Consider the following 22154-nt stretch of genomic DNA (forward strand, 5'->3'; position numbering starts at 1 on the left):
AACACAAATTCATTACAATAAGAGGATATCTAGATTTTTGATCTTTTACAGGTCTTCTACTTTTCCTAAAACTTAGTTTTTTATACCTTGCTCTTCTAAAATAAAATTCATGGCTCGTAAAAAATCTACTTCACTTAAAATGCGCATTCTTCACAGATACCTAGGCTTCTTTCTAGCAGGAATCATGGCAGTTTATGCGATAAGTGGGATTGTTTTAATCTTTAGAGACTCAGATACTTTTAAGAATACGGTTGTCATAGAAAAAACACTTGACCCAAACCTCTCTGCGCCATCACTAGCCAAAGCTGTAAATAATAAAAGACTTAAGGTAACTAAAGAAGAAGGTAGTGTTCTCTACTTTGCTGAAGGAACTTATAATAGTACTACTGGAGCGGTTGTGTATTCTAAAAAAGAATTGCCTTTTATACTTGATAAGCTTACTCATTTCCATAAAGCTAAATCTGGTGATCCTCTATATTTTTTAAATATCTTTTTTGGACTAAGCTTACTATTCTTTGTAATATCCTCATTCTGGATGTTTATTCCATCTAGCCCTATTTACAGAAAGGGAATGCTCTTTGTAGCAGGAGGAATAGTACTTGCGCTTATATTATTATTTGTCTAGGCTTACCCTCATTAAACATTATTTAAAGTCCTTTTTTCTGCAGTAGCAGAAAGAAACTGCTCTTGAATATCCATTACGTCTTGCACACCATCTAGCTCGCATAAGTAATGTATAACGGCACGCATCCCATTAAACATCACGGCATCGCTTTGTGGGTTTGTTGGTTTCATACTGCCGCGGCTTATAGGTAACTCATAACCGCAAGCTCGTAAAAAAACAGCCTCAATCTGGAGTAATTCACTAGGCAAATACCCATAAAAACGCTTACCAAAAGCCTCATTTACCTTTCCTACATAATTGAGTATAAGTGAACCGTGAGCATCCGTCATGTGCTTCCACAAATCTTTATTGTCACAAATAGTTCCTACCGCGCAAGCCGTGCAACAACCCGGATGCAAGCTACCATCAGAAAATGCTGCATATAGTTTTGATAAAGCTTGTTCTAGTCTCAATGGAAATATAGTAGTCATCGCAAGTTTTTACTATAAAGTTAGCATTTGTCTTTGAGATAATATGTTAATAGTGTGTACAAAAATATGGTACTTATTCTTTTCACAATAGCATCACCCAGAACCCTTTCAACTGATTTTCAATACTTTTAGTTTTGCTTTCGCGAAAGCGTGCCTCTCATTTTCCTTTAAAAAATATAAGATTTAATAATAACGGGTTTTAACTAAATGTAAAATCTCGTTTTATTAAACAGTTAAGACTTTACATAAAATAAACGCTTTTTTAATAGAAAGGCTACGATTAGATAACGTTTACTCTCTTACTCTGAGACTACTTTTAAACCATTCTAATAATCAACTAATTATTCAACAAAAATGAAACAAGTAAAGTCAATTTTTTTAACAATGCTATTTATAGCAGGAACAAGTGTTCTTTTTACAAGCTGTGACGATGCCGAAGATGGAATAGACGGTATAAACGGTGTAGATGGACAAGATGGACAGGATGGCGCCGATGGACAGGATGGAGCAGACGGTGAAGATGGAGATGATTTTGAAATGGGAACAACACTATTTTCAGATAAATCTGCAACGCCACCACTAGTTGCAATGTCTCCACAGTTTAACTATGTAGAAGCATACTCACTAGTATCTACTCCTGATGTTATAGGAGGAGATTTTCAGCTTGCAGGATCTGCAGATGGTTCTGGTTTTTTAGTAGACGGTGAAGATTACATTTATGTAACTAACTGTGAAGATAGTTATGCAGTAGCTCGTATCCGTTTTGATCAAAATCTAGTTCCTATATCTGGAGATTACTTACTAGATTCTGGAGTGTCTGACTTTGCAAGACAATGTAGTGCTACTATGTGGGAGGCAGACGTACACGGAGGAGATGAGGACATATTCTTATCTGCTTCAGAAAGTATTAACTATGATGTAAAAGCTATCGATCCAAGAGTAACAACTCCAACACCACAAGCAGATTTCGGACTAGACGCACTAGGAGAATTTTCTTGGGAAAACGCAACTCCGCTACCTAAAGATGCATATTCTGGCGCTACTGTAATTGTAGGTGGTGATGACGACTCAAGTAACTCTGAGGGACAAGTTGCTATGTACTACTCTACTGCTGGTGATGCAGATTTTACTGGAGGTTCTATCTACGTACTACGTTTTAAGCAAGTATCTGATGGAATGGGAGGTGTGCAAGATGTTATACCTAACACTTCTTACAATGAGTCTTCTCTAGATTTTCAAGAAGAATACGATGTAGAATTTGTAGAAATACCTAATGGAGCCGCACTTACTAAAAACGAAATGGAAACTGCGTGTAATGACGTATTTGCTGCACAGTTTATGCGTGTAGAAGATGTAGATTATCAAAAAGGATCTGACGCAAATGGTAGAAATGTATTCTTTGCAGTTACTGGACGCGGACCAGGACAGGGAACTTACAACGACTGGGGAACTGTATATAAACTCGCTCTTGATGACAACAATCCACTAGAAGGAAAGCTTACTCAAATCATAAGTGGAAACACAGATACTAATAATCAAGACGGTAACCTTGCTGCATTACAAAGCCCAGATAACATCTGTGTAACAGAGAACTTTGTGTACGTACAGGAAGACCCTAACTCTTTCTCAAGAGGTCATGCTGCATATATTTATCAGTCAGACTTAAGCGGTACAAACGTACAGCAGGTACTTGAACTTGTAGTACGCCAGGATCTAGCAGATGATAACAGTACTGGTTTAAGTGGAGAATTTGGTGCACTTATAGACATCTCTGATAAAATAGGAGAGCCTAACACATTCCTATTAAACTTACAACCACACTACTGGAGAAGTGAAGATTTTAAAGCACTTGATGGTCACACTAACAGTGCTTATGAGGATAATCAAGCATCACAAGTTGTGTTGCTACGCGGTTTACCTAGGTAGATATAAGCCAATATTATTTTAATAAAGCGCAGTCTCATTTTTGGGATTGCGCTTTTACAATGAACATACTCGCATGAAAATCACTACAAATCAACCTTTTTACATACTGCTCTTAGTTATCTTCTCCCTATCACAAAGCTGTAAGAATGAAGTACCGGAATACGCTACACAAACTGTGGCAAATTGGGAAGCCTCAAGAACCATTTATCTACAAGAGATTACTAATGCTATTGCTGGAATAGATACACTAAAACAACTTCCTGTAACAGATCCAAAAGCTAAAGAAGTTTTCAAAACATTGCGCATAGCTTTCAAAAAAGCAGAACCTTATGCGTCGTACCTCAACCCTCCAGTAGGACACCGAGTAAATGGACCAGCATTACCTATTTATAAAGAGGATAATGAGAAAACTATGAATCCTGTAGGCTTACAAAAAATAGAAGAAAGCATTTATGAGGGAGAAACCTCTCAAGGCCAATATGACAAAGAGCTTACGGTCACTTACGGACTTTTACAAAATCTCAAAAAAAACATTGAGAAAAGAGAACTCAATGCTCCTAGGTATTTTACCGCAACTCACCAGCAATTACTGAGAGTACTGAGCTTTTCAATTGCAGGTTTTGATACACCTGTAAGTCAGCTAGGCATAAATGAAGGTGCTGTGTCCCTTCAAAATCTTCATGACACGTATCAAGCAAGTATTCAATCTATTATTCAAGCTAAGAACGAAGCACTAGACAAGCAATTCACTTTGCAAATTAATGAAGCCGTTACCTTTATTAATGAAAATAGTGACTACAATACCTTTGATCGTTATTCCTTTACACGCACCCACCTTACTCCTATCACACGTAGCTGGGTAGCTATCAGGAAAACTAGCGAACTTTGGGAAGGAAACCAGAGTACTCCATTTAACTTTGACGCTCCTACTTTTTTTGAAGACGATAGCTTTAATGTGAGCTTCTTCACCCCTAGTATCAACAAGAATCCTACAGATGAGCAAATCACTTTAGGAAAGAAACTATTTTTTGACGAAAAGCTATCCACTAGCGGTACGATGGCATGTGCAACTTGCCATGATCCAAAAAAGGCATATGCAGATGGTCTTGTTGTAAATAAAAGCAATACTGGTGAAGCACTGCAGAGAAACACGCCTACGCTGCTTAATACTGTGTTCCAACAAAACTTCTTTGCAGATGGCCGCTCTAATTCGATTATTGATCAAGTATCTGCGGTATTTACAAATGAGAAGGAGTTTAATACTAATGTGCATGAATTTTCTACAAGTATTCTAGAAGATCCTAGCTACTTAGAAATGTTTGAAAAAGCTTACGGCGGAGTATCTACGCGCAATACAGATGTAGTAAAGGCAATCTCTTCATATGTAAGCACGCTCAATAGTTTTGATTCAAAATTTGACCGTAATATGCGAGGAGATGAAGATACCTTTACAAAAGAAGAACAACTAGGTATGAACCTCTTCATGGGGAAAGCATTATGTGCCACGTGTCACTTTATGCCACTCACAAATGGCACTGTACCTCCATTTTTTGCAGAGACTGAACGCGAAGTTATTGGTGTTCCCGAAACAGCAGAAAACAAAGAACTCGATGATGATACTGGCTACTATTGGCGTTTTGAAGCAGAGCAACACAAAGGCATGTTTAAAACTCCCACAGTGCGCAACGCCGCGCTTACAGCTCCATATATGCATAATGGTGTATACACCACACTGGAGCAAGTAATGGACTTTTACAATCAAGGCGGTGGCGGCGGTCTAGGGTTTGACCTTCCGCATCAAACTTTGCCATTTGACAATCTTACACTCACTGATGAGGAACTTTCCGCATTAACTGCATTTGTAAAAACACTTACAGATGATAAGATAGAAGATAATTACTAGCAATTGCAAAAAGAAAATATCAACCAAAAAAAAGCCCATCGTAATCGGTGGGCTTTTTTTTATATAATGCAAAACGAGTAACTACTCTAATGGTTTTCCTGCAGAATTCCAATTATTAATTCCGCCTTCAAGATCATAAATCGTTGTAAATCCTGCTTCTTTTAGCTGTTGTGCACACTTGGCGCTTCTACCGCCTTTAGCACAATACACATAAACAGGCTTACTCTTATCTAGCGTTTCTATTTGAGATTGCCAGTTAGGGTTATTCATCTCAAAGTGCTTAGCATTTTCAAGGTGACCACGCTCCCACTCATTATCTCTACGTACGTCTACAAGTTGCGCTCCTGCAACTAATGCTTCCTTCTCAAAGGTGTCAACGTCAATCACAGTGATTACTTCTTGAGTAGCTAGACCGCTTACTTCTTTTTGAGAAGTAGCTTCATTACAACTCCACAGAGAAAAACAAAGCGTCATCGCAATGAGAGCGTATTTCAAACGCTGGCTATTCTCAATGCGCTGCATCCCAAGCATTATAACCACCTAGCAAGTTGTAAGTGTTGTTTAACCCTTTTTGTCCCATAAGAGCACATGCTTGTACACTGCGCACTCCTGAACGACAATACACATAATAGTTTTTACTCTTATCCAGTTTCTCTACCTCATCAAGGAATCCTTGACCTAGGTAAATATCAATATGTTTTGCTCCTTCTATCATTCCGTTTTCTACTTCTTCTTCTGTACGTACGTCTAGAATTACCGCATCTTTATCTTGAGCAATTTTCTCTTCCCATTGTGGGATTGTTAAATCTGTCATTGTTTAATATTTGTGCAATAGTACATATCTCTATGAGCCATCGCAATTAGTATTTGTTTAAAATTAGCTGAATTATGTCAATTTAATGCTAGAAGTATCTGCCTTTTTTATGGCACCATATCCACCTAGCACATTCACTACATTATTTATGCCATATGATCTTGCTATAGATGCATAAATAAGAGACCTATAACCACCTGCGCAATGTATGTGATAAGTATTACCTGCTTCAAGCGTGTGTGCATTAACGTGCACTTCATCTAGTCCCATATGTGGCAGTCCCTCTATATGACTTGTTGCATATTCTCCAGCTTTACGTACATCTAGCGGATTCTTGATATCGCCAGCAGCAATGCCATCTACAAATTCTTGAGCAGTTACTTCTGCTGTAGCAACTACCGTCCTGCCAGATTGCTCCCAAGCCTCTACTCCTCCTTCTAAGAATCCTAAACTATTATCATAACCTACTCTCGCAAGTCTCGTTACTACTTCCTCTTCAGTACCTTCTTCGGCGATAAAGATTATTTTTTGGTGAATATCTGCGATGAGTGCTCCTATCCACGGTGCAAACTGTCCTTGTAATCCTACAAACCAAGCTTGAGGTAATGACGCTTTCGCGAAAGCGGAAACACTTCTTGTATCCAGCACGAGTACCTCCATTTCATTTGCCAGTTTTTCAAACTGATCAGGAGTCAAAGCCGTTGTTCCTCTATTGATAATGGTATCAAAATCTGTATTTGCCTTCTTATTCATTGCCACATTATGTGGAAAATAAGCCGGCGGAAGCGTCAAGCCATCTGTGAGCTCTTTAATAAAGTCCTCTTTATTGAGCTTAAATGCGTAATTATTTTGCTTTTGATTACCTAGCGTATCACTGGTCTCACTACTCATGTTTTTACCGCAAGCAGAACCTGCTCCATGGGCAGGATAAATGATAATGTCGTCAGATAATGGTGCAATCTTATGGTGTAATGAGTCATATAAATGACCTGCAAGATCTTGAGTTGTAAGATCTGTTTTGGCAGCAAGATCTGGTCTTCCTACATCACCTATAAAAAGCGTATCCCCGGTAAAAAGAGCTTCTTCTTTTCCTTGTTTATCTTTAAGAAGGTAACACGTAGACTCCATGGTATGACCTGGCGTATGGATGGTGGTAATAGATAAATCTCCCAAGATAAATAGCTCTCCATCACTCGCGCTGTGATAGTCATATCCTGCTTTTGCATTAGGACCTAAAATCACGGTAGCACCAGTAGCTTTTGCAAGATCTACCTGGCCACTCACAAAATCTGCATGAAAATGAGTAAGAAAAATATACTTAATGGTCGTCTTATTTTCGGCTGCAAGATCAAGATACGGTTGTACCTCGCGCAGAGGATCTATAATAGCTCCTTCTCCATTTGAACTTATAAAATAAGCTCCTTGAGCTAGACATTTAGTATATAATTGCTGTAATATCATTCTGGGATTTTGAGTGCAAATTTACGAAATACTCATGGATGATGTATCCAAAAAAAATGAGCCACATTTGTGACTCATTTTACAATTCTATTTTTCTCAAATTACGACTTAATCGCACAACCTATAGCTTTGGTTTCTTTAAGTGTAACCTCCTTACCTGACAAAATCTCATCAAGAGCATTTTCTAAGTATTTTTCTGTAACAGCTTTTTCATCTCGACTACTATTATCTATAGCACCTATGTACTTAACTATATTCTTTTCTTGAACGCGTTGTAACACGTAAACATGTGGAGTTTTTGTTGCTCCATATTTAGGAAAAATTTCTTGACCATCATCTAGCAGATAAGGAAAAGTAAATCCCTTCTTCTTTGCACGTTGTTGCATCGCTTTAAAACTGTCTCCAGGCTTAATATGCGGATCATTTGGATTAATCGCGATTACTGGATAACCTAACTTTTTATATTTGGTATCAATAGCAATTAATCTATCTTCATTAGCTATTGAAAAAGGACAAGTGTTGCATGTAAACACAACTACAAAACCCTTTGCATCCTCAAAGTCTCTCAATGACATCATCGCATTGTCTACGTTACGTAGATAAAAATCTCCTGCTTCATCACCTATGTCGTATCCGCTTCTATCCTTTTTAATAACAGCATTTGCAGCAAATGCAGATACTACTACCACTAAGGCTAGTAACGTTAAGATTTTAAATGTTTTCATTATTAATTAATTAAGGTATTCAATTCTTGCTCTATTTCTTCATATGTAAAAGAGCGCTCATAAAATTTCTTTCTTTTTGATCCAGTTATAAGTGTTGCTGGTATCGCACCACTCCACGAATCATTTACTTTTGGTATCCAAGCATTTGCATCTCCATCATCTAGATATAAAACTTCAGATTGTAAATCTTTCTTCTCAACAAAAGCTTTAAGAGCTTCTAATTGATCTGGAAAGTCAAGACTCACTAATAATATAGTTACATCTTTGTTTTTGTATTCTTTTCCTAATTTCTCAAAAGCCGGCAACTCCCTGATACATGGAGCACACCATGTTGCCCAAAAGTTTATCACTAAAGTTTCAGAAGGATGATTTTGTATATAGTATTCTAGACCATCGTAGTTCAATGCTTTAATATTACTACCTTCTATAAATGCCTCTTTATAATCCTTTTGCCTTTCTTGGCAGGATGTTAAGATGATTAATAAGGCCACTAGCATTCGCTTCATTTGTCAAAATTATTATGATTATATCTTCTATGTATCTCAATTAACAGACTTTATGAGAGCATTGTTAAGAATATTAGGACACCCCTCACTACATATGTTAAAATAAATATAAAGGCTTTTATGAACTCTCTTAAAGATATACATTTGTATATACAAATATTGTAATGACAATAGAAGAACATATTAAAACAAAGACGCTAGGTGTAGCTCAAAAACTCACCATAAATCTCTCATATACCGCACAATGGTCTAATGACATTATTGCTAGCGCTCTAAAATCTCATGACTTGTCATTACAGCAATTTAACGTGTTGCGCATATTAAGAGGACAAAAGGGAAAGCCGGCAAATCTTTCTACACTTAACGAGCGTATGGTTACCAAGGCAAGTAACACTACTCGTCTAGTAGATAAGCTTATCAAAAAAGAATTAGTAGCACGAGCTACTTGTCCTTCTAATCGCCGCAAAGTTGAAATCACCATTACAAACGGTGGCCTTTCACTCCTAAAAATACTTGATGCGGCGGTTAGTAATGCCGAAGAAAAAATTACGTCTCAGCTAGACAATAATGAGATAGAGCAGCTCAATAACTTGCTCAATAAATTAAGAACAGAAACAAAAAACTAAAAAATGAAAAAGAAAATTACAACAGCATTACTAGCACTTATCGTAACTACAGGTGCATTTGCTAACACAAACCCAATTCTTAAAAAGGTTATCGTAAAAGAAAGCAGTATCAACTGGACTGGAAAAAAAGTATTAGGCCAGCACAATGGAACTATTGATCTTGTTTCTGGTTCACTAGAAATGGAAGATGATAAACTAGTAGGTGGAAATTTTGTTGTAGACATGACTACTATCGCAGTTACAGATCTTAAAGCAGGAGAAGGAAAAGAAAAACTAGAGGGACACTTGAACTCTCCAGATTTCTTTGACACTGCAAATCATAATGAAGCAACTTTTACTATTACAGAAGTTACAGAAAGTGCTACTGGATATAATGTTGTGGGAGACCTAACGATTAAAGGTCATACAGAATCTGTATCAGTAAATATGGTTGTAACTGAAAATACAGCGACCACTACTTTTGATGTAGACCGCACAAAATATGGAGTACGTTACGGATCGGCATCATTTTTTGACAACTTAAAAGACAACGCAATCTCAGATAATTTTGAACTTGCTGTAAACTTGACATTTTAAGCACAATTCCTAATTCCCCCAGAAAGCTCAATATATAATTTTTATAGATTGAGCTTTTATATTAAGAAAGTGGTTACTATCTTTGAACTTCAATGAAAAACAATACAGTACATACTTGGTGGTGGATTACACAACAATCGTTGTCGTAAGCGCCTACCTATGTTTTTACATATACAGCCTGTCTTACGACAGGCTTTTTTTATGCTCTCAAGTCGCCTTAAAGCCGACAATAATTTAAATGAATTATGACATATAAATTAAAAACTTCATCAAAACGCCTTCTGGCAGACACCATTACTCCGGTATCTGTATACCTAAGATTGCGTGACCGTTTTCCTAATAGTTTGCTGCTCGAGAGTAGTGATTATCATGCAAATGATAATAGTTTCTCATACATCTGCTGCAATCCCATCGCTTCCATAGAAGTGGGTAACGGGATCATAAAACAGCAATTTCCAGATGGTAAAAGCGAGGAAATAACAATTACTGATGATACTAACGTTGTGGGTGTTTTAGACGCTTTCGCGAAAGCGTTCTCATCTACAAAGACCGCTCATAAATTCATAAATAATGGATTGTTTGGCTATTTATCGTATGACTCTGTACAGTATTTTGAGGATCTAAAAATCTCCAAAAAAGAGGAAGATCTGAATATACCGGATATCTATTATGCGGTATATCAAAATATCATCGCTATCAATCACTTTAATAATGAAGCGCACATCTTCTGCCACAATACTTCTGGAGAAAGTAATATTGAGGAGATAGAGCAAATGCTCAAGTCAAAAAACTTTGCCGAATATAAGTTTGCTCGTAATAATGAGCTTACAAGCAATATTACAGATGAAGATTATAAGGCACTTGTAGACACCTGCAAGAAGCACTGCCAGCGTGGAGATGTATTCCAGATTGTACCTAGCAAGCGATTCTCTCAGCAGTTTACTGGAGATGAGTTTAATGTATACAGAGCACTACGTAGTGTTAACCCTTCTCCTTATTTATTCTATTTTGATTACGGAGATTATAAGATTTTTGGGTCTTCACCAGAGGCACAAATCATTGTGCAAGATAGAAAGGCAGAGATTCACCCTATTGCAGGAACCTTCAAAAGAACAGGTAATGATGAGCAAGATGCCATCCTTGCCAAAGAACTTGCAAAGGATGAGAAAGAAAACTCAGAGCACGTGATGCTTGTAGATCTTGCTCGTAATGACCTATCAAGAAATGGCCACGATGTTACGGTAGAAACCTACCGTGAGGTCCAGTTTTTCTCTCATGTAATACACTTAGTGAGTAAGGTAACTGGGCAAATGCACAAAGATAGTAACACATTACAAGTGGTGGCAGATACCTTCCCAGCAGGAACCTTGAGCGGAGCACCAAAGCACATGGCGATGCAACTTCTCGAAAAATATGAAAACCGCAACCGAACGTTCTATGGAGGAGCGATAGGTTTTATGGATTTTTACGGTAATTTTAATCACGCAATTATCATTCGTTCATTCTTGAGTAAAAATCACACGCTACACTGGCAAGCAGGCGCTGGAGTAGTATCAGGAAGTGACCCAGCAAAGGAATTACAAGAAGTTTATAACAAATTAGGAGCGCTTAATAAAGCACTTGACATCGCAGAAGATATATAGACCATGAAAAAGATATTAGTAATAGATAACTACGATTCCTTTGTGTACAATCTTGTGCACTACCTAGAAGAATTAGATTGTATCGTGACCGTAAAGCGCAACGACCAGTTTGCACTTGAAGAGTGCGAAAACTATGACAAAATACTACTCTCACCTGGCCCTGGAATTCCTGATGAAGCTGGCTTACTTAAAGAAGTTATCAAAACCTATGGAGGAAGAAAACCTATACTAGGCGTTTGCCTTGGGCAGCAAGCTATAGGCGAAGTTTTTGGAGGAACTTTAATTAACCTTGATAAAGTATTTCACGGAGTAGCAACACAGGTACAAATAACAAAGCCAGATACTGTACTGTTTAAAGACCTAGGTGAAGATATTGCTGTAGGACGCTACCATTCATGGGTAGTAGCTACAGAAGATTTCCCACCAGCACTAGAAGTTACTGCGGTTGACGATAATGGCCAAATAATGGCTTTACGTCATAGGGAACTTGATATACGTGGTGTACAGTTTCACCCAGAATCTGTACTTACACCAGATGGAAAAACGATGATTAAAAACTGGGTACTTAGTTAAACTTTTAGTTATGAAAATCACTCTACTACTTATATTGAGTTGCTTCCTGTTAATGGGAGGTTGCGATAGCACACAAAAAACTGCTCAGCCTGCGGCTCAAAATGAACCAGTGGTAGTGATAGAAGCATCTCCAGAACCTTTGAAAGAGGTACTACCAGAAGAGAAAACAGATGCTCATAAAAAACTGATTTTCAACACAAAGCTAAGTGTGAGTCCAGAAAGACCTAATTGGGTACTTTTTTCTAATGGTACTCATTTATTATTTCCAGTAGGAACTACTAAAGAAGATATGCGCAAGACTTCTTTAGGTCTTTTGCAGCGCTATAACAATGAGTCTTTTAAAGTAAGAAAATCGCCTATTGTAAAAGGATGGGTAGCACGTACTCCAAAAGGGATTTATAATTATGTATCTCTTGTACAAGCCAGCTCACGCCTAGCAACTAACAAGGAACTTGCAAGCATAGGAAAACAAAATGTAATGAAGGATAAGGCAAATCCTGTGATCATTCACATCAACATACCAAAACAATGAAACAAATACTCAATAGATTAATAAATCACGATCAGCTCACAAAAACAGAGAGTCGTGAGGTACTCGTAAATATTTCTGAAGGAAAATATAATCACAGTCAGATTGCTTCTTTTCTCACAGTCTATATGATGCGTAGCATTACCGTAGATGAGTTAGAAGGTTTTAGAGACGCATTGCTAGATCTTTGTCTTGCAGTGGATTTTTCTGAGTATAATGCTATAGATCTTTGTGGTACTGGAGGTGATGGAAAAGATACTTTTAATATCTCAACACTGTCTAGTTTTATCACTGCTGGTGCTGGAGTAAACGTTACAAAACACGGTAATTACGGAGTGAGCTCTGTGAGTGGTAGTAGTAATGTAATGGAGCACCTTGGGATTAAATTCAGTAATGACAAGGACTTTTTAAAACGCTCTATGGATGAAGTGGGCATGTGTGTATTACACGCACCACTTTTCCACCCTGCCATGAAAAATGTAGCACCTATACGCAGAGAATTAGGTGTAAAGACCTTTTTCAATATGCTAGGCCCTATGGTTAATCCTGCGTTCCCAAGCAACCAGTTAGTGGGCGTTTTTAACCTTGAGCTCGCTAGGATGTACGGATATTTATATCAAAAAGGTGATAAGAATTTTACCATACTACACGCCCTAGATGGTTATGATGAGATCTCACTTACGGGAGCTACAAAAGCAATTACTAATCATACAGAGATGATGCTTGAGCCAGCAGATTTTGGCGTAAGCCCACATTTACAGAAAGATATTTATGGAGGTGATACTGTGGAGTCTTCGGCAAAGATATTTATGGATGTGATTTCAGGTAAGGGAACAGACGCTCAGAATAATGTGGTGTGTGCAAATGCAGGAATGGCGATTGCTACCGTGCAAGGACTAACACCTCTTCAAGGATTTGAAAAAGCAAAAGAGAGTTTGTTTTCTGGTAAAGCAGCTCAAAAACTAAGCAAACTACAAGCCTTAAGCAACTAAGATGACGATACTAGATAAAATTACAGCAGATAAAATCAAGGAAGTAGCTTTAAGAAAAAGCCTTATTCCTGTGAGTCAGTTAGAGCAATCTGTGCTTTTTGAACGAGATATTATTTCGCTCGCTAAGGCCGTGCGCGATGGCTCTGGTATTATTGCAGAGCACAAAAGAAGATCACCTAGTAAGTCTGTTATAAATAATGGATTAAATGTACAAGACGTTGCTCGTGGTTATGAGCAAGCTGGTGTGAGCGGTATGTCTGTACTTACAGATATGAAATATTTTGGCGGCTCGCTAGACGATTTGATTATCGCTAGAGCTTCGACTAGTTTTCCACTATTACGCAAAGAGTTTATAGTAGATGAATACCAGATTCTTGAAGCCAAGGCGTACGGTGCAGATGCGATATTACTGATTGCAGCTACGCTTTCGCGAAAGCAAATAGAGCAGTTTTCGACCTTTGCAAAAAGTCTTGGTCTCGATGTGCTTTGTGAATCTCACAATGAAGAAGAATTACAGAAGTCAATTATGCCATCTGTAGATATGCTAGGCATCAACAACCGAAACCTTAAGACCTTTGAAGTAAGTCTAGAAACGAGCAAGGAACTCATTAAACAAATTCCAGACAATTTTATAAAAATCTCAGAAAGTGGCATTAGCTCGGTTGAAGCGATTAAAGAACTAAAACCACACGGTTTTCACGGATTTTTAATTGGTGAAAACTTTATGAAAACAGATAACCCAGGAGAGAGCGCAGCAACTTTTATTAATCAGTTATAATTATGGGGTTTTGGGGTGATTTATTTAAGAGTAAAAAACGTAATAATCCAGAAGATTACTACAAAACAGAAATCACAGAATCTTACGTTCGTGTTACACATCCTCACAGAAATACAGAGGAAATAAATTGGTCAGAAATTGAAGAAATTAAGTTGGCAAACACAGATGATGGACCATTAGCAATTGACATATGGCTTGTTCTTATTGGTAATAATAAGGGCTGCTCAATACCCCACGGGAGTGAAGGGTATGAAGATGTGTACGATATCATATCTACTTATGAAGGGTTCAATTTTGAGAATGTTATAAAATCTATGAGCTGTACAGATAATCAGTTATTTGAATTGTGGAAAAAATGAAAATCAAAATATGCGGTATGAAGCATAATACACAAGAGGTAGCTGCATTGCAGCCAGACTATCTTGGGTTTATATTTTATGAGAAGAGCAAACGAGATTTTGGCGACCTAGAGATTCCAGAATTACCTGAGGGAATTGACCGCGTAGGGGTTTTTGTAGATGCTGATATTGCTTTCGCGAAAGCGAAAATAACACAGCACAACCTCAACGTGATCCAGTTACATGGTAGCGAAACACCTGAATATATAAATGAGCTTCAAAGTTGTCTGGTCGAGCGCAGTCGAGACCTCAAGATTTGGAAAGTTTTTGGAATCAAAGACAGTTTTGACTTTGAGCAGCTCACTCCTTACGAGGGCCTTGTAGATGCTTTCCTTTTTGACACAAAGGGAAAAGAAAAAGGAGGAAATGGATACACCTTTGACTGGAGTGTGTTAAAAAATTACACATCTCAAACGCCTATCATTTTAAGTGGCGGCATAGGACTAGAAGAAGTAGAAAAAGTAACAAAAATACTGGCAACAGATTTGCCTATTATCGCACTTGATGTAAATAGCAAGTTTGAAGATGAGCCAGGAATGAAGAATATAGAAAAATTGAAAAAGTTTAAAGAAGCGATCGCAGCGTTTACGCCGTCTCGCTCATAATACAATTGCTATGAATACACTAGAAAAAGAAAAAAGTTACCAAGCAGACGAGAGAGGCTATTATGGAGATTTTGGAGGTGCATTTATTCCAGAAATGCTCTACCCTAATGTAGAAGAATTGCGCTCACAGTATGTACAAATCATGCAAGAGCCAGACTTCCAAGAGGAATTCAAGCAACTCCTTAAAGACTACGTAGGTCGCCCTACTCCGCTTTATTATGCAAAAAGATTTAGTGAGAAGTATGGTACAAAAGTCTACTTAAAAAGAGAAGATCTTTGTCATACAGGAGCACATAAAGTAAATAATACGATAGGTCAGATTTTAATGGCGCAGCGTCTAGGTAAAACTAGAATCATTGCAGAGACTGGTGCTGGACAGCACGGTGTTGCAACAGCTACCGTTTGTGCACTTATGGGACTAGAATGTATCGTATATATGGGTGCTATTGATATAGAGCGCCAGGCGCCAAACGTGGCACGCATGAAAATGCTAGGAGCAACCGTGCGACCAGCAATGTCTGGAAGTAGAACACTTAAAGATGCAACAAACGAGGCTATACGTGACTGGATCAATAACCCAGTAAACACACATTACATTATAGGTTCTGTGGTGGGACCACACCCATATCCAGATATGGTAGCGCGTTTCCAGTCGGTGATTTCTGAGGAGACTAAGAAGCAATTACTAGAAAAAGAAGGGAAAGAAAATCCTGACTATGTAGTTGCCTGTGTAGGTGGCGGTAGTAATGCTGCTGGTTTATACTACCACTATCTAGATCAACCAGATGTAGGCATTATCGCTGTAGAAGCTGCTGGAAAAGGGGTAGATACTGGTGAGAGTGCTGCAACATCTGCACTAGGTCGTGAAGGAATTATACACGGAAGTAAGACCTTGTTGATGCAAACAGACGATGGGCAGATTACAGAGCCTTATTCTATTTCTGCTGGTCTTGATTACCCAGGTGTAGGACCTATGCACGCAAATCTCTTCCGCTCTGGACGTGGGGAGTTTATCTCTGTTACAGATGAAGATGCAATGGCAGCTGGACTAGAATTAAGTAAACTAGAAGGTATTATTCCTGCGATAGAAACAAGTCATGCGCTTGCTATTTTTGAAACTAGAAAATTCAAAAAAGATGATATTGTGGTGATCAATCTTTCGGGACGTGGTGATAAGGATTTGAATACCTATATCGATTATTTCAAGCTTTAGTTTAAACGTTTGTCATTTCCGCGAAGGCGGAAATCCCACACAAAATGGAGCCAAAACAGTTTTACACGTACATAATAACAAACAAGAACAACACTGTTTTATATCTTGGGTTTACAGACAATTTAAAAAGAAGAATTAGCCAACATAAATCAAAAAGTTCTAAAGGGTTTTCAGGTAGGTACAATACCGAAAAATTAATTTGGTTTGAAACTACTCGATATGTTGAAAACGCTATCAGAAGAGAAAAACAAATCAAAAAATGGAACCGTGAGTGGAAAGAGAATTTAATTAATGATATGAATCCTATGTGGGAAGATTTATATTGGATGTTGTGACATCGCTTTCGCGAAAGCGGAATGTCAAATTTTAATATAGTAAATAAAATTCCTTTAAGTAGATAAGCTCATAAATAGACTAAAATTCCCGTTTACACGGACAATAACAAATACAAACTAAGATTCCCGCCTACGCGGACAATCACCAATACAAACTGAGATTCCCGCCTACGCGGGAATGACAAAATATTTATTCAGATGAATAGAATAAAACAAAAATTACAAGAAGATAAAAAGCTACTAAGCTTATACTTCACTGCTGGATATCCAGCGATAGATGATACTGTTTCAATATTAACGCAGCTTCAAGAAAGCGGTGTTGATATGGTGGAGATAGGGTTACCATTTTCTGATCCGCTGGCAGATGGACCTACTATTCAAGAATCCAGTACTGCCGCGCTTCATAACGGAATGACAACAGAGAAGCTTTTTTCTCAATTAGACGGAATTCGTGAGACCATACATATCCCACTTATTGTGATGGGTTACTTTAACCCGATGTTGCAATATGGAGTTGAGAAATTCTGTAAGCGTTGTCAAGAAATAGGGATAGATGGTATTATCATGCCGGACTTACCACTAGCAGAATACGAAGCAGAGTATAAAGCAATCTTCGAAAAATACGGACTTATCAATGTATTTCTCATTACTCCTCAAACGAGTGATGCACGCATCCAGCAACTAGATGCGGCAAGTGACGGCTTTATCTATATGGTGAGTAGCGCGAGTACTACAGGTGGTACAAGTGGCTTTAGCAATACAACTTCAGATTATTTTGAGCGCATCGCGGCAATGAATCTAAAGAGCCAGCAAATTGTAGGATTTGGTATTAGTAATGAAGAGACTTTTAAAGCAGCAACTACCCATCAAAAAGGTGCCATTATAGGAAGTGCATTTATAAAGCATATTACTAAGAATGGAGCAAATAGTGTTGCTAGCTTTGTAGAAACTATTAGGTAATCAACACTTTAACCTAAGACTAACAAGCCTTTAAGACGAATTAACAACCGTGATTTTTATCTTTATATCAACTTAAAAATGAACAAGATTATGGAACGTAAATTTGAAAGAAAAGTAGAGCAAACAAACCCGACCAATCCAACGGGAAATGTAAACCAGACTACAAATGACTTTGATATCGATAAAAAGACTATCAAAGATCAACAGAATAAAAAGTAAGTTGAGATTACCCTATATATAAATGGTAAAGCCGCCCAATGGGCGGCTTTTTTATGAAATAATCCGAGTAAATTATACTACTCTTTCTCTTGAATTTCTTTCCAAATCTCATTTGCACAAGGTTCTACCACATCTGGCACTAGACCAGAACAGTCACCACCGTTACGAATTACATCGCGCACAATAGATGAAGATATGTAACTCTTACCAGAGCTGGTAAGTAAGAATACCGTCTCAATACCAGATAATTTCCTGTTAGTATGCGCTATCGCTTTTTCAAACTCAAAATCTCCAGGATTACGCAGTCCTCTTAGTATAAATTCGCTTTCTTGCTCCTTACAGAAGTCTATAGTAAGACCTTTATAAGTCATTACTTTAATACGCGGCTCATCTTTAAAGGTATCAATAAGAAACTGCTTGCGCTGCTCTAATGAGAACATGTATTTCTTATCTGCATTAACACCTATAGCAAGTATCACCTCATCAAAAAGTGTCAAACCTCTTTCTATAATATCATAATGCCCAAGAGTAATAGGGTCAAAACTTCCAGGAAATACTGCTTTTCTCATAATTTTAATCTTTATGTCATTCCCGCGAAGGCGAGAATCTCAAGAATACTGCTTCTATAAACTTAACTATTATTTCTAATCGCTACTTCAATGGCTTCACCAAAAACTTCTGTAAGTGATAGTCCTGCTGCTTTAAATTCTCTTGGGATGATACTTTCCTTTGACAATCCAGGATTGGTATTTACCTCCACAAAATGCGGTTTACACTCGTGAAAGATAAAGTCTATACGACAAATTCCTTTTAGATTCAAGAGATCATAAATCCCTTTTGTAAGTCCTTGCACTTCGTTTGTTTCCTTTTCTGAGAGTCGTGCTGGTACAATTTCTTGTGATTTTCCAGAATATTTTGCCTCTAGACTAAAAAAATCTCCGTCTGGCACAATCTCACAAGCAGGCAATACTTGTGTCTCTCCTCCAAAGTTATACACTCCTACAGACACCTCTGTACCGCTTAAAAAAGATTCTATCAGCACTTGGTTATCCTCAGAGAACGCATGCTCTAGAGCTTGTTCGAGATCTCCTTCTTTATATACTTTACTCACGCCGTAACTAGATCCTGCACGGTTAGGCTTCACAAAACATGGATACCCCACTTTTAAGGCTAGCGAATTTTTAAAAGGCATGTCTATCACATCACCTTTATTCACATACACAGATTGCGCCATTGGCACGCCGTATGAACTCAACACGCTTAGTGTGTCGCGCTTATTAAACGTCATTGCGCTTTCATAAAAGTCACAACTCGTCTGTGGGATTCCTAGTAATTCTAGGTAGGCTTGTAGTTTACCGTCCTCGCCTGGCGTTCCGTGTATGGTATTGTAACAAGCTTGGAAGTTTACCTTTTTCGCGAAAGCGTCATTAAAGCTAAAATCGCCTTTATCTATCGTAAATCGCTCGCCATCTATCACACAAAACCATCCCTCCTTAAGGATATGCACGGCATACACTTGGTATTTTTCTTTATCTAAAGAAGCAACTACGGTGGCACCACTATTAAGCGATATTTGGTACTCGCTACTGTAGCCACCCATTAAAACGGCGATATTTTTTTTCTGCACTTTCGTGAAAATTTGAAAAGACAAAACTAAATCTGTCTCGTTAACGTTAATGTAAAAATAGGTATAATCATACCTACACCAAATAGGCTATCTATTTTATATATTTGCACCCTTAACCACAACCCGTCTATGAGTCTTTTAAAATTTCTAGTCAGCAAAGCATTTGTAAAACAAATTGTACTTGCTATCATCATCATCATCGCATTAGTATTTGTTACTAGATGGTGGTTAGGAAGTACCACAAATCACGATGAGCGCATTGCGGTGCCTAATGTAAAAGGAATGACGCTTGATCTAGTCTCTCAAGAACTAGAAAATGCAGACCTGCGTTACTTTATTATTGACAGTGCAAATTTTAATCCTGATTACCCTAAGTATTCTGTGATAGATCAAGAGCCTAATGCTGGAAAATTTGTAAAAGAAAACAGACAGATATACCTTGTATTGAATCCATCTGGGTTTCAAAAAATGACCATCCCTCCTATTGTAGGTAAAACACGCCGCCAGGCAGAACCTTCATTAAAGGCACTAGGCTTTGAGATAGGAAAAGTAACCTATGTAGACTGGATAGGAAAAGACGAAGTAAGAGATATAAGACACAAAGGAAAGAGAGTGAAAGCTGGAGATAGACTAGAAAAAACTTCTGTTATCGACCTAGTATTAGGTAATGGTAAAGGTGACTACCGCGACGCTATTTCTGATGACTCATCAGACGAAAACTAAACAATGAACGAAGAACAATTTATAGGTCCAGAACCTCAAGACGACGAACTTTACGAGCACTACAGTTTTACTGCTAGTAAAGGTCAAGAACCACTACGTGTAGATAAATTCTTAATGAATTTTGTAGAAAATGCTACTCGCAATAAAATCCAAAAAGCTGCCAAAAATGGTAGCATTCAAGTAAATAATATTGTTGTAAAACAAAATTATAAAGTAAAAGCAGGAGATGTTGTGCGTGCAATGTTTGAGCACCCACCACACGAGTTTTTACTCACTCCAGAAGATATTGATATCGATGTGGTTTATGAAGACGACCAACTTATGGTAGTCAACAAACCTGCAGGAATGGTGGTGCACCCAGGTCACGGTAATTACTCTGGAACGCTCATCAACGCACTTATTCACCACGTAGATAACCTGCCTAACAACTCTAGTGATAGACCAGGGCTTGTACACCGTATAGATAAAGACACTAGTGGTTTACTGGTAGTTGCCAAAACAGAGCAAGCAATGACACACCTCTCTAAGCAGTTTTTTAATAAAACGACAGAGAGAGAATATGTTGCTATCGTATGGGGTAACGTAGTAGATGACGAAGGAACAATAGAAGGAAATATAGGCCGTCACCCAAAGAATAGATTACAGAACACCGTTTTTTACGGCGACGAAGAAGACCAAGGAAAACCAGCTGTTACTCATTACAAAGTAATAGAGCGACTAGGCTATGTAACACTCGTGAGCTGCAAGCTTGAGACAGGACGTACGCACCAGATACGTGTGCACATGAAGCATATAGGGCACACACTATTTAATGATGAGCGCTATGGCGGTAATGCTATCTTAAAAGGCACGACTTTTACAAAGTACAAACAGTTTGTAGATAACTGCTTTAAGATTTTACCACGCCAGGCACTGCATGCAAAGACGTTAGGTTTTGTACACCCTACAACGGGAGAATACAAACGTTTTGAAACCCCAGTACCAGAAGACATGACGGGCTGTATAGATAAGTGGCGATCTTATGCTACGCACAGTAAGGAGCAATAGTTGAACTACGCTTTCGCGAAAGCTGATTCTACAAACTCATAATTACATTAAAAGCGAGTCATTGTTTAAAAACAGTGACTCGCTTTTTTTTATGGTTTCTGTTGACAAATCTGTTATTTAAAAAATTGGTTTACCGAGTGTTGTGAGGTGAAAGCTTGTATATTGAATTCCATATCAAGAAAGTTAAAGAGCGTAATGCCTAATCAACATATAGCAATAATCTATAAAAGTCAGTTATCTACATTTAACGTAGCTTTTATAGGGCTTGGGAGCCTAGCCATGATTGGATTTGGTATAAAATTTATAATGGACACCCAAGAATCTGGAATAAATTGGTTTATAATTTTCCCATTAATAATTATCTTCATTGGTGGCCTTATTCTATCTAACACATTAGCTCTTTGCTCTGTAGCTACTACTAAAGAATTTCTAATTCTTAATTATCCATTTTTGAGAAGAACGATACGTATTCCATGGAAATCAATTACAGATGCAGGAATGACATTTGTAACGACTAAAAGTAGTGGCTCTGATCACGCGTTTAGAACCGGGAGAGAAATTCGACTATTTGCTGACGGCAAAAATTATAGATTTACAACCATTTCAATAAAAAATCCTGAAAGACTTCTTCTTGAATTAAAAAAAAGACTAGATAGTAGTCTCAAAACAAAGATGAAAGATGATTACCGAAAAAGTAAGTCTGATTTTTGGAAAAGCGAGAATGACTATCGAAGATGGATAAAGAAAGTTGTTCTTCCCATTTGTTTAATTATTTTGATATTGTTGTGGGCTTTAAGTAAATAGTAAAATCCTATCCACCTCCTACCTCAACATCCCACCCCAACCTTCCCTCCAAAGGAAAGGAGCTAGAAGTCTCCCT

At 37.9% G+C, this 22154-nt stretch carries 27 protein-coding genes; 19 read left to right on the top strand and 8 right to left on the bottom strand.

All coding sequences use genetic code 11. The features are described from left to right. Positions 1-109: 109 nt before the first annotated feature. On the top strand, positions 110-625 hold the full coding sequence (locus tag DCS32_RS01865) for a PepSY domain-containing protein (RefSeq protein ID WP_108876750.1): 516 nt from the start codon (positions 110-112) through the stop codon (positions 623-625). An 11-nt stretch (positions 626-636) separates the two neighbouring features. Here the strand turns inward: DCS32_RS01865 and DCS32_RS01870 are convergent, their stop codons facing one another. Beyond that, positions 637-1095 (bottom strand): Na(+)-translocating NADH-quinone reductase subunit F, encoded by a 459-nt coding sequence (locus DCS32_RS01870; RefSeq protein ID WP_108876751.1) that lies wholly within the window; start codon positions 1093-1095, stop codon positions 637-639. A gap of 354 nt (positions 1096-1449) precedes the next feature. Here DCS32_RS01870 and DCS32_RS01875 point away from each other — a divergent pair, with 354 nt between their 5' ends. Together DCS32_RS01875 and DCS32_RS01880 are read left to right on the top strand one after the other, a co-directional pair. Next, entirely contained in the window at positions 1450-3021 is a 1572-nt protein-coding gene (locus DCS32_RS01875; protein WP_108876752.1) for a hypothetical protein, read from the top strand. Positions 3022-3094: 73 nt separating this feature from the next. Continuing rightward, positions 3095-4924, top strand: a complete 1830-nt coding sequence (locus DCS32_RS01880) for a cytochrome-c peroxidase (RefSeq protein ID WP_239057548.1) — start codon at positions 3095-3097, stop codon at positions 4922-4924. An 81-nt stretch (positions 4925-5005) separates the two neighbouring features. Here DCS32_RS01880 and DCS32_RS01885 read toward each other — a convergent pair whose 3' ends face one another. The 5 genes from DCS32_RS01885 to DCS32_RS01905 form a co-directional block, all read right to left on the bottom strand. After that, positions 5006-5419: a rhodanese-like domain-containing protein gene (locus DCS32_RS01885; protein WP_162533575.1), complete on the bottom strand. Its 414-nt coding sequence runs from the start codon at positions 5417-5419 to the stop codon at positions 5006-5008. Positions 5420-5432: 13 nt separating this feature from the next. Further along, positions 5433-5738: a rhodanese-like domain-containing protein gene (locus tag DCS32_RS01890; RefSeq protein ID WP_013751473.1), complete on the bottom strand. Its 306-nt coding sequence runs from the start codon at positions 5736-5738 to the stop codon at positions 5433-5435. Between the two features lie 72 nt (positions 5739-5810). Then, entirely contained in the window at positions 5811-7199 is a 1389-nt protein-coding gene (locus tag DCS32_RS01895) for an MBL fold metallo-hydrolase (protein WP_108876755.1), read from the bottom strand. 101 nt (positions 7200-7300) lie between these two features. Then, on the bottom strand, positions 7301-7924 hold the full coding sequence (locus DCS32_RS01900; RefSeq protein ID WP_108876756.1) for a thioredoxin family protein: 624 nt from the start codon (positions 7922-7924) through the stop codon (positions 7301-7303). A gap of 2 nt (positions 7925-7926) precedes the next feature. Beyond that, positions 7927-8430 carry a TlpA family protein disulfide reductase gene (locus tag DCS32_RS01905; protein ID WP_108876757.1) on the bottom strand — a complete coding sequence of 168 codons (504 nt, stop codon included), beginning with the start codon at positions 8428-8430 and terminating at the stop codon, positions 7927-7929. Positions 8431-8594: 164 nt separating this feature from the next. Between DCS32_RS01905 and DCS32_RS01910 the strand changes: the two genes are divergently transcribed. From DCS32_RS01910 to DCS32_RS16265, 13 genes are all read left to right on the top strand, one after another. Continuing rightward, entirely contained in the window at positions 8595-9056 is a 462-nt protein-coding gene (locus DCS32_RS01910; protein WP_108876758.1) for a MarR family winged helix-turn-helix transcriptional regulator, read from the top strand. Positions 9057-9059: 3 nt separating this feature from the next. After that, positions 9060-9632 carry a YceI family protein gene (locus tag DCS32_RS01915; RefSeq protein ID WP_108876759.1) on the top strand — a complete coding sequence of 191 codons (573 nt, stop codon included), beginning with the start codon at positions 9060-9062 and terminating at the stop codon, positions 9630-9632. Between the two features lie 245 nt (positions 9633-9877). Continuing rightward, the gene (locus DCS32_RS01920; RefSeq protein ID WP_108876760.1) at positions 9878-11275 is read left to right on the top strand and encodes an anthranilate synthase component I family protein; all 1398 of its coding nucleotides are present in this window, start codon (positions 9878-9880) and stop codon (positions 11273-11275) included. Between the two features lie 3 nt (positions 11276-11278). Continuing rightward, positions 11279-11848, top strand: coding sequence for an anthranilate synthase component II (locus tag DCS32_RS01925; RefSeq protein WP_108876761.1), 570 nt, complete (start codon positions 11279-11281; stop codon positions 11846-11848). A gap of 10 nt (positions 11849-11858) precedes the next feature. After that, positions 11859-12380 (top strand): hypothetical protein, encoded by a 522-nt coding sequence (locus DCS32_RS01930; RefSeq protein WP_162533576.1) that lies wholly within the window; start codon positions 11859-11861, stop codon positions 12378-12380. Further along, entirely contained in the window at positions 12377-13369 is a 993-nt protein-coding gene (trpD, locus tag DCS32_RS01935; RefSeq protein ID WP_108876763.1) for an anthranilate phosphoribosyltransferase, read from the top strand. Before DCS32_RS01930 ends, trpD begins: the two co-directional genes overlap by 4 nt. A gap of 1 nt (position 13370) precedes the next feature. After that, positions 13371-14147, top strand: coding sequence for an indole-3-glycerol phosphate synthase TrpC (trpC, locus tag DCS32_RS01940; protein WP_108876764.1), 777 nt, complete (start codon positions 13371-13373; stop codon positions 14145-14147). Positions 14148-14149: 2 nt separating this feature from the next. Beyond that, on the top strand, positions 14150-14506 hold the full coding sequence (locus tag DCS32_RS01945) for a hypothetical protein (RefSeq protein ID WP_108876765.1): 357 nt from the start codon (positions 14150-14152) through the stop codon (positions 14504-14506). Positions 14507-14523: 17 nt separating this feature from the next. Beyond that, positions 14524-15150, top strand: a complete 627-nt coding sequence (locus DCS32_RS01950) for a phosphoribosylanthranilate isomerase (protein WP_239057549.1) — start codon at positions 14524-14526, stop codon at positions 15148-15150. A 10-nt stretch (positions 15151-15160) separates the two neighbouring features. Continuing rightward, positions 15161-16363, top strand: a complete 1203-nt coding sequence (trpB, locus tag DCS32_RS01955) for a tryptophan synthase subunit beta (RefSeq protein ID WP_108876767.1) — start codon at positions 15161-15163, stop codon at positions 16361-16363. A gap of 44 nt (positions 16364-16407) precedes the next feature. Further along, positions 16408-16698 (top strand): GIY-YIG nuclease family protein, encoded by a 291-nt coding sequence (locus tag DCS32_RS01960; protein WP_108876768.1) that lies wholly within the window; start codon positions 16408-16410, stop codon positions 16696-16698. A 198-nt stretch (positions 16699-16896) separates the two neighbouring features. Next, a complete protein-coding gene (gene trpA / locus DCS32_RS01965) occupies positions 16897-17658 on the top strand; it encodes a tryptophan synthase subunit alpha (RefSeq protein ID WP_013751459.1) in 762 nt (253 codons plus the stop codon). Between the two features lie 90 nt (positions 17659-17748). After that, on the top strand, positions 17749-17877 hold the full coding sequence (locus DCS32_RS16265) for a hypothetical protein (RefSeq protein ID WP_262497454.1): 129 nt from the start codon (positions 17749-17751) through the stop codon (positions 17875-17877). Between the two features lie 77 nt (positions 17878-17954). On the opposite strand, the gene coaD is transcribed toward DCS32_RS16265, so the two are convergent. Both coaD and DCS32_RS01975 read right to left on the bottom strand, forming a co-directional pair. Continuing rightward, the gene (coaD, locus tag DCS32_RS01970; protein ID WP_108876769.1) at positions 17955-18446 is read right to left on the bottom strand and encodes a pantetheine-phosphate adenylyltransferase; all 492 of its coding nucleotides are present in this window, start codon (positions 18444-18446) and stop codon (positions 17955-17957) included. Between the two features lie 62 nt (positions 18447-18508). Continuing rightward, entirely contained in the window at positions 18509-19504 is a 996-nt protein-coding gene (locus tag DCS32_RS01975; protein WP_108879218.1) for a D-alanine--D-alanine ligase, read from the bottom strand. A gap of 129 nt (positions 19505-19633) precedes the next feature. Between DCS32_RS01975 and DCS32_RS01980 the strand changes: the two genes are divergently transcribed. The 3 genes from DCS32_RS01980 to DCS32_RS01990 all read left to right on the top strand — a co-directional run bounded on the left by DCS32_RS01980 (position 19634) and on the right by DCS32_RS01990 (position 22078). Further along, complete coding sequence (locus tag DCS32_RS01980; protein ID WP_108876770.1) at positions 19634-20227, top strand: PASTA domain-containing protein; 594 nt, start codon at positions 19634-19636, stop codon at positions 20225-20227. Between the two features lie 3 nt (positions 20228-20230). After that, the gene (locus DCS32_RS01985) at positions 20231-21274 is read left to right on the top strand and encodes an RluA family pseudouridine synthase (protein WP_108876771.1); all 1044 of its coding nucleotides are present in this window, start codon (positions 20231-20233) and stop codon (positions 21272-21274) included. 195 nt (positions 21275-21469) lie between these two features. Beyond that, positions 21470-22078: a hypothetical protein gene (locus DCS32_RS01990; RefSeq protein ID WP_108876772.1), complete on the top strand. Its 609-nt coding sequence runs from the start codon at positions 21470-21472 to the stop codon at positions 22076-22078. Positions 22079-22154 lie beyond the last annotated feature (76 nt).

The sequence above is a fragment of the Dokdonia sp. Dokd-P16 genome (genome assembly GCF_003095655.1).
Lineage (GTDB): Bacteria > Bacteroidota > Bacteroidia > Flavobacteriales > Flavobacteriaceae > Dokdonia.